Source organism: Tritonibacter horizontis, from assembly GCF_001518015.1.
Taxonomy (GTDB): Bacteria; Pseudomonadota; Alphaproteobacteria; order Rhodobacterales; family Rhodobacteraceae; genus Epibacterium; species Epibacterium horizontis.
Genome location: NZ_LPUY01000138.1, coordinates 53,503 through 68,385 on the forward strand (window position 1 = coordinate 53,503; position 14,883 = coordinate 68,385).

A 14,883-nucleotide genomic window follows, 5' to 3' on the forward strand; every position below is an offset into this window, starting at 1 on the left:
CGGGTTTTGCAAGGGCCTGAGAAGGCACCCGATCTGGCGTCTTGCTGAGGGAAAGGCGGGACGCTGGCCCGGATCAGCCCTGACGCAGGGCTTCGGCGACCGCCAGATCTGCCAGCTTCAGGATCGCCTCGCGACTGTCGGCAACGGCAATGAAGCGTCCGTTGTGGCAAAACTTCGCCCCCGCCACGCCCGAAACCTCTTCCAGCGCCGCATCTGTCAGCCCGGCCCAGGCCGCCGGCAGATCCGCGCGGTTGTCGAAGGTGTCATCCCCGACGCGGATGGTCGTCAGGGTCCAGTCGCTGCCGCGCGGGTGCACCACAAACAACAGATGATCCGCCCCTGCCTTTTCAACGGCAGAACGGAACGGCATGCCGCGTTCCAGTTCCAGCACCTGCGCCGCCCCCGCCTGAACGATGGAGGCCTGCACCATCGTCTCGGCGCGCCGCTTGGCGGTCTTGCGGCGCAGGCTGGCCTCGACAAATACGCGCGCCACCGACAAGGCCGCGTCAAAGGCACGGTCATCGGCCTCCGGCGCGTCGTCATCAAAGGATGGCTTCAGCGTTTCCAACAGCGACGGCAGCGTCAGATCGGCCAGCGGCCCGGCAACCGAAGGGTCAACCGCGCCGTTGTCCATCAGATCAATCGGCAGGACAAAGCTGCGATCGAACGACGCGTGGATGTCCTCAAGATCATCCTCCGGCACGCTGAGCGCGCGCAGGTACTCCAGCCCGAAGTGTTTCCAGATCAAACCAAACGAACTGTAGGGCTGGCCGTCGGGGCGCAATGGCGCGTCCTTCTGGTGATGGTCGAAAATTCCGGCCTGCGGGTCATAGGCGCGGCCGACATCATAGATAACGCGATCCGCCGCCGGTGTGATCCAGCTCTCCTCGCGGCTGCGGACAATCGCCGCCTTTGGGTTCAGACGGGTCAGCACCACAGAGGACAGCAGCTCGTCCGCGTGAAATCCACCTGAGTGGGTGACGAGATAAGACAGGCTCATGCGGAGGATCTCCTTCTGCGACGGGGCTGGGGCAGAACAATGGACCAGGCCAGTGCGACAGGACAGATACGCCTTGCCCTGCGGCGACCTGGGTTGCACTGCCGACACCAGAGGTCGCCAAATCAACATTGGTTGGTCAGCTTGTAGTTGCGCCCACGACCGAGGCCAAGCCGCATTTCACTGCGCCGTCACGTCGTTTCGATATATTTGTCTGGTTCAGGCGCTGATCTGCGCAGTACCGGCCCTGTCGGCGCAACCGGCAATGGCCGTGGGCCGGCCCGTCAGGCGACAACCTTTTGCGCCATCGCGCCCTCTTGCCCCGGGTCCTGCGACAGGTGCGGCGCAGATCCGCGCTCCTCGTCGATAGTGTCACCAGCCGTTGTCGCGGGCCTCTGGCTCGGCCAGGTCGCAAGGATCAGCGCGCAGCCCTTGACCCCGTTGCGCGCCAAGACTGTGGCCAGTTCACCAAGCGGACACCGCAACAATCGCTGCGATGATTTTTCCACCTCGACCGCAATCTGGACCTCCAGCCCCGGCGGCATTCCCCTGGCCAGAAGCCCGGCCGTGATCCGGGGGGCCTGCCCCACCGCCATGTAAAACGCAATCGTCGTACCCGGCGCGGCATGGCGGACGCAGTCAGGCAGCGGGTTATCGGCCGCACCGGTGCCCGTGGTCAAAACCAATGTATCGCTCTGGCCCCGCTCGGTCAGGCTGCGCCCCAGGGCGGCGGCGGCGGCGGATGCGGCGGTGATGCCCGGCACCAGCTCCACCGGAATTCCGGCGGCACGGGCAACCTCCAGCTCTTCGCCGGCACGCCCGAAAATGCCGGGATCGCCGGATTTCAACCGGACCACCCGCCGTCCCTTGCGGGCTTCGGCAACAATAATCGCGTTGATCTGCCCCTGCGGCCAGGCATGAGCACCCACGTGTTTGCCGACAAAAACCCGCTCGGCGCCGGGCCGTGCGAGGTCCAGAACATCTGCCTCCACAAGGCGATCATAAAAGATCACATCGGCCTCCTGCAGGTGCCGCAGGGCGCGCAGCGTCAGCAGATCGCGCGCGCCAGGGCCAGCGCCAACCAATACGATCCGTCCGCGCCCGGGCGTGCCGGCGCCAAGACCGGTCACTGGCAGGCCAAGATCTGTCGATAGTGTCGGAACCAGTGTCATCGCATATCCCCTTATGCTGCGCGTTGTCTCAGGCGGCTGGACCACAGGCACTGGGCCTCACCCGCCGCGTCGCCAACCCCCAGCGTGTCGAGCGCCAGTGCAGCCGTGCCAAGCACCATCTGTTCCGCCACAGGGGCCGCAGCCCCGGCCCATAGTCCGGCAAGGTCACAATCAGCCTCTGGCCCCTGACCGGTCGGCAGATCTTCCAGCAAGGCCGGCCAACTGTCCTGCCAGACCCGGCGATCCCGCAGGCCAAAAGCCTCGATCTGTTTCAGCGGCACCCGCTCGAACTCGCCACCACCGCCCTTGATGATCGTCAGCGCCTGCCACCCCAGCAGCGCGGCAGCATTGGCCTGCAGCTGCCGGTAGGAGGGATGGAACACCCCCTGCACGCTCGCGTCGGCCCGGCCGGGATTCAGCATCCGGCAGACCGTGTTGACACAGGATCTCAGCCCGAGCACGTCGCGCAGGTTCAGCAGATCAAACAGCGCCGGATGCAGGGTTTCAAGCGGCAAGTAGGCGATGCCCTCGCGCGCAACGAGGTCGGCCGCCTCTTGCGGGGTGCGCGCGACCGAAATCCCCGCCTGCGCCAACCCCGCGCGAACCTTCGGATCGCTGCCGTTCCAGCCATGCATCAGCACGCGACGCCCGGACCGCGCCACAAGCTGCGCCGACAACAAGAACCACGGCAACCCCCGTGTCCGCCCCGCCGCATAGCTCGGCCAGTCCAGATCAACACCCGGAATCGCCGGGATCTCCGCCTGGGCGGCCCGGGCAAAACCGGCGATTTCCTCGGGCACCTCACCTTTCATGCGCAACAACATCAACAGCGCGCCGATGGCTTCGGGTGCTGCCGTGCCGCGCAGCATCAGGGTCATCGCCTGCGCCGCCTCATCTTCGGTCATCGACCGCGACCGCCCGGGGCCACGGCCCAGAATTCTGACGTAGTCCGACAGGCTCATTCCGCCGCCTCCCGCACCTGTGCTGCGCTCAACAGCGCGGCGATCTCCGGCTGGCACGAACCACAATTGGTCCCTGCCTGAAGCGCCGCCCCCACCGCATCGACCGAGCTGAGACCGTCGTTTTCGATGCCGCGCAGGATGGTGTTGACCCCCACGCCAAAGCACGAACACAAGACCGGACCGGGATCCGGCATATCCGCCGACGGCCGCCCCGACAGGACATTGGGGGCATCCGTGCCCGGCAAGGTGGCAAGATAGTCCCGCATCACCGCCACTGGCGTTTTGGCCACAAACAGCGCCGCGGCCAGATGGCCATCCTGCATCAGGGCGATGCGCGCCAGCCCCCGGCCTGCATCCTGAAACGACACCGCGACGGCATCGGGCAGATCGAACAGACGCCGGGCCTCCTCTTCCCAGTTGTCTGCCGCGACCGCGCCGGCCAGCTCGGCCCGATAGCCGGTGCCGGTCCGCGCCCGCGCCCAATAGGCGCTGTCGGGTTTCATCTCGCCGCGCGACACGGCAAAGCCATACCAGGCCGCGCGATAGGGACGCACCGCAACCACGCTTGCCTTGCTTTCAGGCTGGCCAGAAACCGGGTCTGTCGCACCGGGCACCAGCGCATCAATGCGCGCGGATGGGGCCGTCTCGCCAGTCCAGTGCATCGAGGCAAAGACCTGCCCCGGCTGCACCGCGTCGGTGATCCGGGCGCGCAGGATCGCGGTGGCCAGCGGGCTTTGCACCTCGACCAGATCCGCCGGCAGGATTTGGAGCAAAGTTGCATCTGTCGGGTGGATTTCCAGAAACGGCTCCGCCAGATGCGCCGACAGCTTCGGACTGAGCGCCGTGCGCGTCATCGTGTGCCATTGATCCCGCACCCGTCCGGTGTTCAGCCGGAACGGATAGCGCGGTTCGGTTCTGGCCGCCGGCGGGCGGTGACGCACGGGCAACAGCCGCCCCTTGCCACCAGGGTGAAAGAAGCCGCCTTCTGCGAAAAACCGCCCCCCCTGCCGCTCTGCTGTGACGGGCCAGCGCACCGGCTCCAGCTGCTCGTAGGCGGCATCGCCCAGCGCCGCGAGGCCGGAGATGTCAAAATCGCGACCGAACTTGGCTGCAATCCCGGACAAAGCGGCATGCTCGCGGAAAATCTCCGCCGGGGTTTCGTAATCAAAGGCCTTGGTCCAGCCCATCCGCTGGCCGACTTCAGCCAGGATCGCCCAATCCGGCCGCGTGTTTCCCGGTGCAGGCAGGGCGGCGCGCTGGCGACTGATGGTGCGGTCGGAATTGGTGACAGTGCCGTCCTTTTCCCCCCAGGCGGTTGCTGGCAACAGCACATCCGCCAACCGCGCCGTATCGGTGGCGGCAGTGATATCGCTGACCACCGTGAAGGGACAGGCGGCAATGGCATCGCGCACCAGATCCGCTTCGGGCATCGAGACGACAGGGTTGGTGTGAATGATCCACAGCGCCTTGATCCGCCCGTCGCCGACAGCACGGAACATATCCACCGCCTTCAACCCCGGCGCATCCGGGATATCGGTCGGCGCATCCCAGCAATCGCGTACGGCGGCCCGGTGGTCGGGGTTTTCCAGATCCAGATGGCAGGCCAGCATATTGGCCAGCCCGCCAACCTCGCGGCCGCCCATCGCATTGGGCTGACCGGTGACCGACAAGGGCCCCATGCCCGGTCGTCCGATCCGGCCGGTCGCAAGATGGCAGTTCAGGATCGCATTCACCTTGTCAGAGCCGCTGGTGGACTGGTTGACCCCCTGGCTGAAGATGGTGACAACCTTTTCGGTCGTCCGCCACAGATCGCAAAACGCCGCAATCTCGGCCTCCTGCAACCCGGTCACCGCGACATCATCGGCCTCTGCCGCAGCCAGCGCGGCGTCAAACCCTTCGGTCCGGGCAAGATAGTCGTGATCAATCGCCCCATGTTTGGCCAGATCGCTCAGCAAGCGGTTGAACAGGGCCACATCGCTGCCCGGCGCCAGCGCCAGATGCATGTCCGCGCCATCACAGCTGGCGGTACGGCGGGGATCAACTACCACGATCCGGGTCCCGCGCGCCTTTTTCGCCGCCAGAAGCCGCTGATTGAGAACCGGATGGCACCAGGCCAGGTTGGACCCGACCAGCACCACCAGATCGGCCTCTTCGATATCCTCATAGGTGCCGGGCACGGTATCGGTGCCAAAGGCACGGCGATGCCCCGCCACTGTGGACGCCATGCAAAGCCTTGAATTGGTGTCAATATTCGCCGAGCCGATGAAACCCTTCATCAGCTTGTTGGCAAGATAGTAGTCCTCGGTCAGCATCTGCCCGGAGACGTAAAAGGCCACGCTGTCGCGCCCGTGTTCGGCGATGGTCTGCTTGAACCGGTTGGCGACCAGCTGCAAGGCGGCGTCCCAATCGGCCTCCTGCCCGTCGATCTGCGGGGCCAACAGGCGTGACTCCAGCCCCAGCGTTTCCGCCAACGCCGAGCCCTTGGAGCACAGACGCCCGAAATTCGCCGGGTGGTCCGGGTCGCCGCGCACCGACAGGCCGCCCTGCCCGTCCGCGCGCAGCAGAACGCCACAACCGACCCCACAATAGGGGCAGGTCGAGCGTGTTTCGGGCAGGCCTGCGCCATCCATCACGCCGCGCTCCGTTTGCCCAACGCGGTTCCGTCCAGAAAAATTCGACCGCTCTCCAATTTGACCGGATAGGTGTCGATCTGAGCGTCTTCGCCCACCGCCTGCCCGGTATTAAGATCAAACACCCAGTTGTGCAGCGGGCAGGTCACCTTGTTGCCATGCACGATCCCCTCGGCCAGGGGGCCGGCCTTGTGCGGGCAGGTGTTGGAAACGGCAAAAACCTCCTCGGGGGCGGTGCGAAACAGGGCAACACAGCCCAGCGGCGTTTTCACCACGCGGGCACCGCGCTCCGGGACGTCGTCGATTTGTCCAATGTCGATCCAGCTCATTCCGCGGCCTCCAGGGTCAGATCCGCAAGGGGGGCAAAGTCGCGGGACTTGTCCGCATGTTCTGCCCAGGGGTCCTTGCGATAGATGGTTTGTGACAGTTCAAAGGCGTCGATCAGCCGGCGCCGTTCCTCCAGATCCATGATCCGTTCGCGCACCCAGTCCAGCCCGACCTTGGCGACCCATTTGTAGGGCCGGTCGAGGTATTTCGCGGATTCGCGATAGAGCTGCACAAAGGCGACCGTGACGTCGATGGCCTCCTGCTCTGTCGGCACATCAAGCAGCCGCTCGGTTTCCTTCAGGTCCATGCCCGCCGCTCCGCCGACACCCACCTGATAGCCACTGTCGACACAGATGATACCGACATCCTTGCAAGTCGCCTCGGCGCAGTTGCGCGGACAGCCCGAGACCGCCAGCTTGACCTTATGCGGCGTCCACGATCCCCAGAGCATCTGCTCCAGCTTGATGCCAAGCCCGGTGGAATCCTGGGTGCCAAAGCGGCAGTGGTCGGTCCCGACACAGGTTTTGACGGTGCGCAGCCCCTTGGAATAGGCATGCCCCGACACCAGCCCGGCCCGGTTGAGATCGGCCCAGATGGCGGGCAGATCCTCGCCCTTGACGCCCAGAAGGTCGATCCGCTGGCCGCCGGTGACCTTGACCGTCGGCACCCCGAATTTTTCCGCCGCATCCGCAATGGCCCGCAGCTCGCCGGGGTTGGTGATCCCCCCCCACATGCGCGGAACCACGGAAAACGTGCCGTCTTTCTGGATGTTGGCGTGTTTGCGTTCGTTGACGAACCGGCTCTGCGGGTCGTCACGATATTCCAGCGGCCAATCCGCCAGCAGGTAAAAGTTCACCGCCGGGCGACAGACATGGCAGCCGTTGGGCGTTTTCCAGCCCAGCTCCTGCCAGACGGCGGCCTGCGATTTCAACTCCTGGGATTTGATCAGACGGCGCACATCCTCGTGGCACAGATCGGTACAGCCACAGACCGGTTGCACCGTCGGCATCTGGAAGTCATCGCCAAGCGTGACCTGCAAGAGCTGCTCCACCAGACCGGTACAGGTCCCGCAGGACGCACTCGCCTTGGTGACTGCCTTGACAGCCCCCAGATCGTTGGCCCCCGCCTGGATCGCCTCGACGATGGTGCCTTTGCAAACGCCGTTACAGCCACAGATTTCCGCCTCAGGCGGCAAGGCTGCAACGGCTGACAAAGGGTCCGATTGGGCACCCCCCTGAAACGCCGGGCCAAAGATGACCGTGTCGCGCATATCCTCGATCGAGGTCGCGTCCTTGATCAGGCCAAAGAACCAGTTGCCATCGGCCGTGTCGCCATACATGACGCAGCCCACCAGCCGGTCGCCTTCGATCACCAGCCGTTTGTAGACGCCGCGTGCGGGGTCGCGGAAAACAATGTCTTCGCGCCCTTCGCCCTCGGCGAAATCACCGGCGCTGAACAGATCGCAGCCGGTGACCTTGAGCTTGGTCGACAGCGTCTTTTGCACAAAAGTCGCCGCCTCGCCCATCAGGGTCTGTGCCGCCACGCGGGCCTGATCGTACAGCGGTGCAACCAGGCCAAAGATCGCGCCATCGTGTTCGACACATTCGCCAACAGCCAGGATATTCTCGTCCGAGGTCAGCATCTGGTCATCGACATGAATGCCACGCCCGACCGCGAGGCCGGCCTCTTTGCCCAGGGCGATATTGGGGCGAATGCCCACCGCCATCACCAAAAGGTCACAGGGCAGTTCGGTGCCATCGTCCAGCTGCAGGGCCCGGACCTTGCCGTTTTCGCCAAGGATCTGCTTGGAGTTGGCGCTGACGCGGACCGTGATGCCCTTCTCTTCCAGCGACTTCTTCAGCAGATAGCCTGCCGCCTCGTCCAGCTGGCGTTCCATCAGGTGGCCCATGATATGGATCACGGTGACATCCGCGCCGCGTGCGGCCATGCCGGCCGCCGCCTCCAGCCCGAGCAGGCCGCCGCCGATCACCACCACCCGGTTGCCCTCGGTCATGGTCATCATGCGTTCGGTGTCTTCCAGATCGCGGTAGGCGATCACCCCTTCCAGATCGTGGCCGGGCAATGGGATGATAAAGGGGTTGGACCCGCTTGCCACCACCAGCTTGTCATAGGACAGGGTGCCGTTCTCGCCCTCGACTTCGCGGTTTTCGCGATCGATGCGCAGCACTTTTTCACCAAACCGGCAGGTGACCCCATGTTCGGCGTACCAGGCATCGGAATGGGTCACGATCTCGTCGTAGGTCTTGTCACCTGACAAGACCGGCGACAGCATGATCCGGTTGTAGTTGCCGCGCGGCTCTGCGTTGAACAAGGTAATGTCATAGGCGTCAGGGGCATGTTCGAGCAGCTGCTCGATGACCCGGCCCGAGGCCATGCCGGCCCCGATGATAACAAGTTTCTGTTTCATGTGCGTCACTCCGCGGCCATGGTTTGGGTTTTGGGCTTGGGTTTCGCCCCGTGCTCGTATTCCTCAAGAAAATCGAGCACTTCCTGCCGATAGGCGTAGTAATCGGGATGTTCGAGCAGCGCCTTGCGGGTGCGCGGGCGCGGCAGGTCGACATGGGTGATCTTGCCGATGGTGGCCTGCGGACCGTTGGTCATCATCACCACCCGGTCGGCCAGCAGGATCGCCTCGTCCACGTCATGGGTGACGCAGATGGCGGTAACCTTGGTCCGGCTCCAGACCTCCATCAGCACCTCCTGCAGCTCCCAACGCGTCAGGCTGTCGAGCATGCCAAAGGGTTCATCCAGCAGCAGCAGTTTCGGCGACAGCGCAAAGGCGCGCGCGATACCGACCCGTTGCTGCATGCCGTTGGACATTTCCGCCGCCGGCTTGTCCATCGCATCGGCCAGGCCGACCCGTTCGAGGTAATATTCCACCACGTCCTGCCGCTCGGCCTGGCTGGCGCGCGGATAGACCTTGTCGGCGCCGATGGCGACGTTTTCCTTGGCGCTGAGCCAGGGAAAGAGGTTCGGGGACTGGAACACCACCGCGCGTTCCGGATCGGCGCCTTCGACGTGGCGGCCATCCAGTTTGATCGCGCCTTTTGAGATCGAGTTCAGCCCCGCCGCCATGGTCAGAACCGTGGATTTGCCACAGCCGGAATGGCCGATCAGGCTGATGAATTCACCCCGGTCGATCTTGAGGTCGAAATCTTCGACCACCGTCAGCGGGCCCTTTGGCGTCGGATAGATCTTGTGCAGTTGGCTGAAGTTCAGGAACCGCTCGTCGATCATGGTTTTCTGCGCCGTCTTGACCGCCGCAGGCAGGCTGTGGATCGGCGTCACCTCCGGAAGCAGGCGGGTGCCTTCGACCTTGGCTTCGATGCCGACATCCATCAGATACTTGGTGACTTCGGCCCGCAGATGTTTGAACGCTTCGTCGCTGTTCATGGCGCTGCGGTCGCGGGGGCGCGGGATCGTGACCCGGAATTCTTCCCCAAGCGTGCCATCAGGGTTCAGCGCGATGATGCGGTCCGCGAGGATGATCGCCTCGTCCACATCGTTGGTGATCAGCACGCAGGTCTTCTTGTCCTGTTCCCAGATCTGTTCGATCTCATCCGCCAGATTGGCCCGGGTCAGCGCATCCAGCGCCGACAGCGGTTCGTCCAGCAGCAACATTTCCGGGTTCATCGCCAGGGCACGCGCCACGTTGACCCGCTGGCGCATGCCGCCGGACAGTTCCGCCGGGCGACGTGCCGCCGCATGGCCGAGGCCAACCATCTGGACGTAATGGGCGACTTTCTCGGCCTTTTTCGCCTTGGACAGGCCGGGAAACACGGTATCGACCGCCAGCCCCACATTGCCGCTGACCGTCAGCCAGGGCATCAGCGAATAGGACTGAAAGATCACACCGCGCTCCGGGCCAGGGCCGGTGATCGGCTTGCCCTTGAAGGTGGCGCTGCCCTTGGTCGGGGCCTCCAGCCCCGCCATCAGGTTGATCAGGGTTGTCTTTCCGGTACCGGAAAAGCCCAGGATGACCAGGAATTCGCCTTCGGCAACCTCCAGATCAATGTTCTTCAGAACATGGGTTGCATGGGTGCCACTGCCAAAACTCTTGGACAGATTGTCGAATTTGAGAATGCTCATATCGCTCACCGGTTATTCGTGAAGGTAAAGAGCGACTGCAGAGCGAACATCACACGGTCCAGCATGAAGCCGATGATGCCGATGGTCACCACGGCGACCATGATCTTGGCGAGGCTGCTGGAAGAGCCGTTCTGGAATTCGTCCCAGACGAATTTGCCCAGTCCGGGGTTCTGCGCCAGCATTTCCGCCGCAATCAGAACCATCCAGCCCACACCAAGCGACAAGCGCAGCCCGGTAAAGATCAGCGGCAGCGCCGAGGGCAGCACCAGCTTGGTGATCTTGGTCCAGGTGTTCATCTTCAGAACCTTGGAGACGTTGACCAGATCCTTGTCGATGGAAGCCACGCCAAGCGCCGTGTTGATCAGCGTCGGCCACAGCGAACACAGGGTCACGGTGATGGCCGAGATCAGAAAGGATTTGGCGAACAGGCCGTCCTGCGACACGGAGACCGCGCTGACGACCATGGTGACGATCGGCAACCAGGCCAGCGGCGACACCGGTTTGAAGATCTGGATCAGCGGGTTCAGCGCCGCATTGGCCATCGGCGACAGACCGGCGGCAATGCCCAGCGGCACAGCGATGGCGGTGGCGATCAGGAACCCGAAAAACACGGTCTGGATCGAGGTCCAGATCTGGTGATAAAAGCTCGGCGCGCCGGTATAGGCGACAGTTTTGACCTCATCCGCACGCCCCGCCTCGATCAGGCGCTCGTTGCGCTTTTCGACCATGGCATCGAATTTTTCCTGCTTGGCGGCCTTGGCCTTGGCATCCTGATGGAGGTTCACCACCTCCTCCCAGACCTGCGCCGGGCCGGGCACCGCACCAAGGCTGGTCTGCACCTTCGGCGCCAGCGCCCCCCAGAGCAGAAGAAAGCCAAAAATCGCCAGCAGCGGCACCGCCAGCAGACGCCAGATTTCCTTGATCTGCGCGCGTGGGTTGTCACCGGCACAGGCTTTCAACAGCGGGGTGATCCAGCTCAGCCCAAGCACCTGGAACCACTTGTCGGCAACGTTAATACGGGTGAAAAGCCGCGCACGCCGCGCTTCGCGGTCGGCGGTTTCAGAGAAATTCGGATCGACGGTCGTCATTGTCATGTCCTCGTCCTGAGGGGCAAGGCCCCGGGGCTGCGCCCGGGGCGCGATGTTGATGAGATGGGAGCCCCGGATCCGCTCCGGGGCAGGCCTGTCTTCTGGGCTCAGCCCTTGACCTCGGTCCCGGCGATGGTTTCATCGCCCTTCAGACCGATCGGCAGACTGTCGAGATAGGCGTTCGGGGTGCGGCCGTCATAGACAATGCCGTCGATGATATCGGCCGCAGGTGTCGGGGCCTTGTAGCCGTCGCTGTCCCAGGGGAAATCCGCCTCGTTGGCGAGATTTTCGTCAACCAGCATCCGGGCCGCCTGAAGATAGATGTCGGGCTTGTAGACCGAGCGCGCGACCTCGTCATACCAGCTGTCCGAACGCGGCTCGGAGATCTGGCCCCAGCGACGCATCTGCGTCAGATACCAGACCGCATCCGAATAGAACGGATATGTAGCGTGGTGACGGAAGAAGACGTTGAAATCGGGGATGTCACGCTTGTCGCCCTTTTCGAATTCGAAAAAGCCGGTCATCGAGTTGGCAATCACCTCGGCATCCGCGCCGACATACTCCGGGCGGCTCAGGATCTCGACCGCCTCTTCCCGATTGGCGTTGTCGTTTTCGTCCAGCCAGATCGCGGCGCGGATCAGCGCCTTGGTCACGGCGAGCGTGGTATTGGGGTTTTCCTCGACAAAGGCGGCATTGAGGCCAAAGACCTTCTCGGGGTTGTTTTTCCACAACTGGTAGTCGGTGATGACCGGCACGCCGATCCCCTTGAACACCGCCTGCTGGTTCCACGGTTCGCCAACGCAATAGCCGTTGATGGTGCCGGCCTCCAGGGTGGCAGGCATCTGCGGCGGCGGGGTGACAGAAAGGAACACATCGGCGTCGATCTGGCCGGTGACATTCTCGGGGCTGTAATAGCCCGGATGCAGCCCGCCCGCCGCCAGCCAATAGCGCAGCTCGTAGTTGTGGGTGGAGACGGGGAACACCATGCCCATGTTAAACGGCTTGCCCTCGTCCTTGAACTCCTGGACCACCGGCGCCAGCGCGCTGGCAGAGATCGGGTGCTGCGGGCGGCCATCTTCCATCTTCGGGATATGCGGCAGCATTCTTTCCCACACGTCGTTGGAGACGGTGATGCCGTTGCCGTTCAGATCCATCGAAAAGGGGGTGACGATATGCGCCTCGGTGCCGAATCCGATGGTCGCCGCCAGCGGCTGACCGGCCAGCATATGCGCGCCGTCCAGTTGGCCGTCGATGACGCCGTCCAGCAGCACCTTCCAGTTGGCCTGCGCCTCCAGCGTGACAAACAGACCCTCGTCGAGGAAGTAGCCCTGCTCATAGGCGACCGCCAGCGGCGCCATGTCGGTCAGCTTGATAAAGCCAAACGTCAGCTCGTCTTTTTCCAGTTCCAGCATTTCGGCGAGCGCAGGGCTGGCCAATGCAGTTGATGCAACAAGGCTCATGATCAATTTATTCATCGTCTGTCCTTTCCATGGACCGGCGGAGGGGAGACCGCGATCTAAACGCAAAAAGGCCACATCACTGTCCACCGGAGGAGACCGGTAGAGAGTGAGCGACCTTGCTCAGCATTCCCTGTCATTGGGAGAATTTCGGATCAGTGCACGCCATTGTGCGCCGATGGTTCAACCTATGAAGATCGCGGATGCGGTTTCCAGAAAAACCTGCTGCGCTGCGGCACATCCGGCGCAATCATTGGATCAAAGAGAGAGGCGTGCCCGTTTTTTGGTCAGCTTTCGGCGTCTGGATCAAAAACCCAGCCATCAAAAAACGAATCTGGCAGCAACGTCAGCTGCCCTTTCTGGGAGGCCACCGCGGTGGGATAGCGAATCGAACCTTCCAGTTTTTCCGACGCGCCCGGCATATCCGCCTCGCTGCCGGACATATGGGTGCGAAAGAGATCGCTGCGATAGACCTGTGCGGCCCGATCCATGGCGTCCTCCGACGGCAACCCGTGGCGTTGGCTCAGTCGGTGGGCCATCCAGCGGGCCTGACTGCGCCAGGGAAAGCTCGCCGCGCCCTTGTGGAACTCGACGAAACACGACACTTCGCGCTGCTCCGCCTGTCCCGAAATGGTAAAGCGCCCGTGCAAGGCCCGGTCGATCAGCTCTGCCGGCATATCGAGATAGGCCTTGCGCGACAGGATTTCGGCGGCCGCGGTGCGGACCTCGGGCTGTGACAGCCACTGCCCCGCCTTCCAGACCGCCCGCATCAGACGCCGCAACAAATGGGGTTCGGTTTCGGCCCAGCCAGTTCGCACGGCCAGTACTTTTTCCGGGGCATAGGACCAGATCGCATTGCCCGGCAGCAGCAACGCGCCGGCCCCCTGATCCACCGCAACAGAGCCCCAGGGCTCCCCGACGCAAAAAGCATCCACATCGCCCGCCGCCAGAGCCTCCGCCATCAGCGGGGGGGGCACGGTGCGGATCTCGACTTCCGTCTGGCCCAGCTCGGACCGCTCGAACCAGTAGCGCAGCAATTCGGTGTGCATGGAAAATGGGAACGGCACGCCAAAGACCATCGGCCCGTCCGCCACCGCCGCCAGCGCCCTGGCCGCCGCCGCCGCATCCGCAAAGTCGAACCCATAGCCCGCCGCGCGCAGCCGGTCTTCCAAACTGCGGCCGACGCCGATCACATTGCCATTGACCGACAGCACCATCACCGCCGACACCGAGGTCGCCACCCCGCCCAGGCCCATGGTCATCGCCACGGGCACCGGTGACAAGAGATGCGCCGCATCGACACGGCCAAAGGCCAGCATATCGCGCACCGAGGACCAGGACGGGGCCGCGATGAGATCCAGCGCGATCCCTTCCGCCTCGGCAAAGCCCATTTCCTGTGCGACGATCAGCGGCGCCGCGTCGACAAGCGGCATATAGGCAACCGGCAAAGTGACCATTTTCATCGCAGCAATCCCGATGCGGTGACCAACGCCTCCGCCACATCAGCCACGCGCCGACCCTGGTCCATCGCCGTCTTGCGCAACAGCGCATAGGCGGCGTCTTCGTCAATTCCCTTGGCCTTGATCAACAGGCCCTTGGCCCGGTCGATCACCTTGCGTTCTTCCAGCGCGCGCCGGGTCTCGGCCAGCTCGGTGCGCATCTGTTTGACCATGCGAAAGCGGGCAATGGCGGTATCCATCACCGGTTTGAGCCGCTCTGGCGACAAACCGTCCACCACATAGGCCGACACCCCTGCCTCGATGGCGGTCTTGGCCAGACCGCCCGCTTCGCCGGAAACGAACATCGCCACCGGGCGTTCCAATGGGCCGGACGCCAGCGTCAGCTCTTCCAGCATGTCGCGGGTCGGGTTGTCGATGTCGATCAGCACGATATCAGGTGCATGGGCCACAATACGCCGGGCCAGCCCGCTGGCATTGGCTATCACCACAACCTCGTGGTTGCCCGTGGACTTCAACGCATCGACGATTGCGATCGCGCGGTCCCGGTCATCTTCGACGACAACAATGGTGAGTGCTGGCTCCATGGCTGTTGAATGGCAAGCTGCCAGCCAACAGACAAGCGAAATCCGTCGTCAATTGGAACACATATGCCAAAGTCCGCGCCCCGGCGCCGCCTTTGG

11 protein-coding genes are annotated in these 14,883 nt (G+C 63.7%); all 11 read right to left on the minus strand.

Annotated elements, in window-relative coordinates:
* Positions 1–73: 73 nt before the first annotated feature.
* Positions 74–1,000 carry an MYG1 family protein gene (locus TRIHO_RS22220; protein WP_068248909.1) on the minus strand — a complete coding sequence of 309 codons (927 nt, stop codon included), beginning with the start codon at positions 998–1,000 and terminating at the stop codon, positions 74–76.
* A 281-nt stretch (positions 1,001–1,281) separates the two neighbouring features.
* Positions 1,282–2,169, minus strand: a complete 888-nt coding sequence (cobA, locus tag TRIHO_RS22225) for a uroporphyrinogen-III C-methyltransferase (RefSeq protein ID WP_082705284.1) — start codon at positions 2,167–2,169, stop codon at positions 1,282–1,284.
* Positions 2,170–2,180: 11 nt separating this feature from the next.
* The gene (locus TRIHO_RS22230) at positions 2,181–3,131 is read right to left on the minus strand and encodes a glycosyl transferase family protein (RefSeq protein WP_068248911.1); all 951 of its coding nucleotides are present in this window, start codon (positions 3,129–3,131) and stop codon (positions 2,181–2,183) included.
* Positions 3,128–5,761, minus strand: a complete 2,634-nt coding sequence (locus TRIHO_RS22235; RefSeq protein ID WP_068248913.1) for a nitrate reductase — start codon at positions 5,759–5,761, stop codon at positions 3,128–3,130. Before TRIHO_RS22235 ends, TRIHO_RS22230 begins: the two co-directional genes overlap by 4 nt.
* Positions 5,761–6,090: a nitrite reductase small subunit NirD gene (nirD, locus tag TRIHO_RS22240; protein ID WP_068248917.1), complete on the minus strand. Its 330-nt coding sequence runs from the start codon at positions 6,088–6,090 to the stop codon at positions 5,761–5,763. The genes TRIHO_RS22235 and nirD overlap by 1 nt, the downstream gene beginning before the upstream one ends.
* Positions 6,087–8,516, minus strand: coding sequence for a nitrite reductase large subunit NirB (gene nirB, locus TRIHO_RS22245; RefSeq protein ID WP_068248918.1), 2,430 nt, complete (start codon positions 8,514–8,516; stop codon positions 6,087–6,089). Before nirB ends, nirD begins: the two co-directional genes overlap by 4 nt.
* A gap of 5 nt (positions 8,517–8,521) precedes the next feature.
* Complete coding sequence (locus TRIHO_RS22250; protein WP_068248919.1) at positions 8,522–10,198, minus strand: ABC transporter ATP-binding protein; 1,677 nt, start codon at positions 10,196–10,198, stop codon at positions 8,522–8,524.
* A gap of 5 nt (positions 10,199–10,203) precedes the next feature.
* Positions 10,204–11,286 (minus strand): ABC transporter permease, encoded by a 1,083-nt coding sequence (locus tag TRIHO_RS22255; RefSeq protein WP_068248920.1) that lies wholly within the window; start codon positions 11,284–11,286, stop codon positions 10,204–10,206.
* 107 nt (positions 11,287–11,393) lie between these two features.
* Positions 11,394–12,761, minus strand: coding sequence for a CmpA/NrtA family ABC transporter substrate-binding protein (locus tag TRIHO_RS22260; RefSeq protein WP_068248921.1), 1,368 nt, complete (start codon positions 12,759–12,761; stop codon positions 11,394–11,396).
* Positions 12,762–13,030: 269 nt separating this feature from the next.
* Positions 13,031–14,206 carry an ABC transporter substrate-binding protein gene (locus tag TRIHO_RS22265; RefSeq protein ID WP_068248922.1) on the minus strand — a complete coding sequence of 392 codons (1,176 nt, stop codon included), beginning with the start codon at positions 14,204–14,206 and terminating at the stop codon, positions 13,031–13,033.
* The gene (locus TRIHO_RS22270; RefSeq protein WP_068248923.1) at positions 14,203–14,787 is read right to left on the minus strand and encodes an ANTAR domain-containing response regulator; all 585 of its coding nucleotides are present in this window, start codon (positions 14,785–14,787) and stop codon (positions 14,203–14,205) included. Before TRIHO_RS22270 ends, TRIHO_RS22265 begins: the two co-directional genes overlap by 4 nt.
* Positions 14,788–14,883 lie beyond the last annotated feature (96 nt).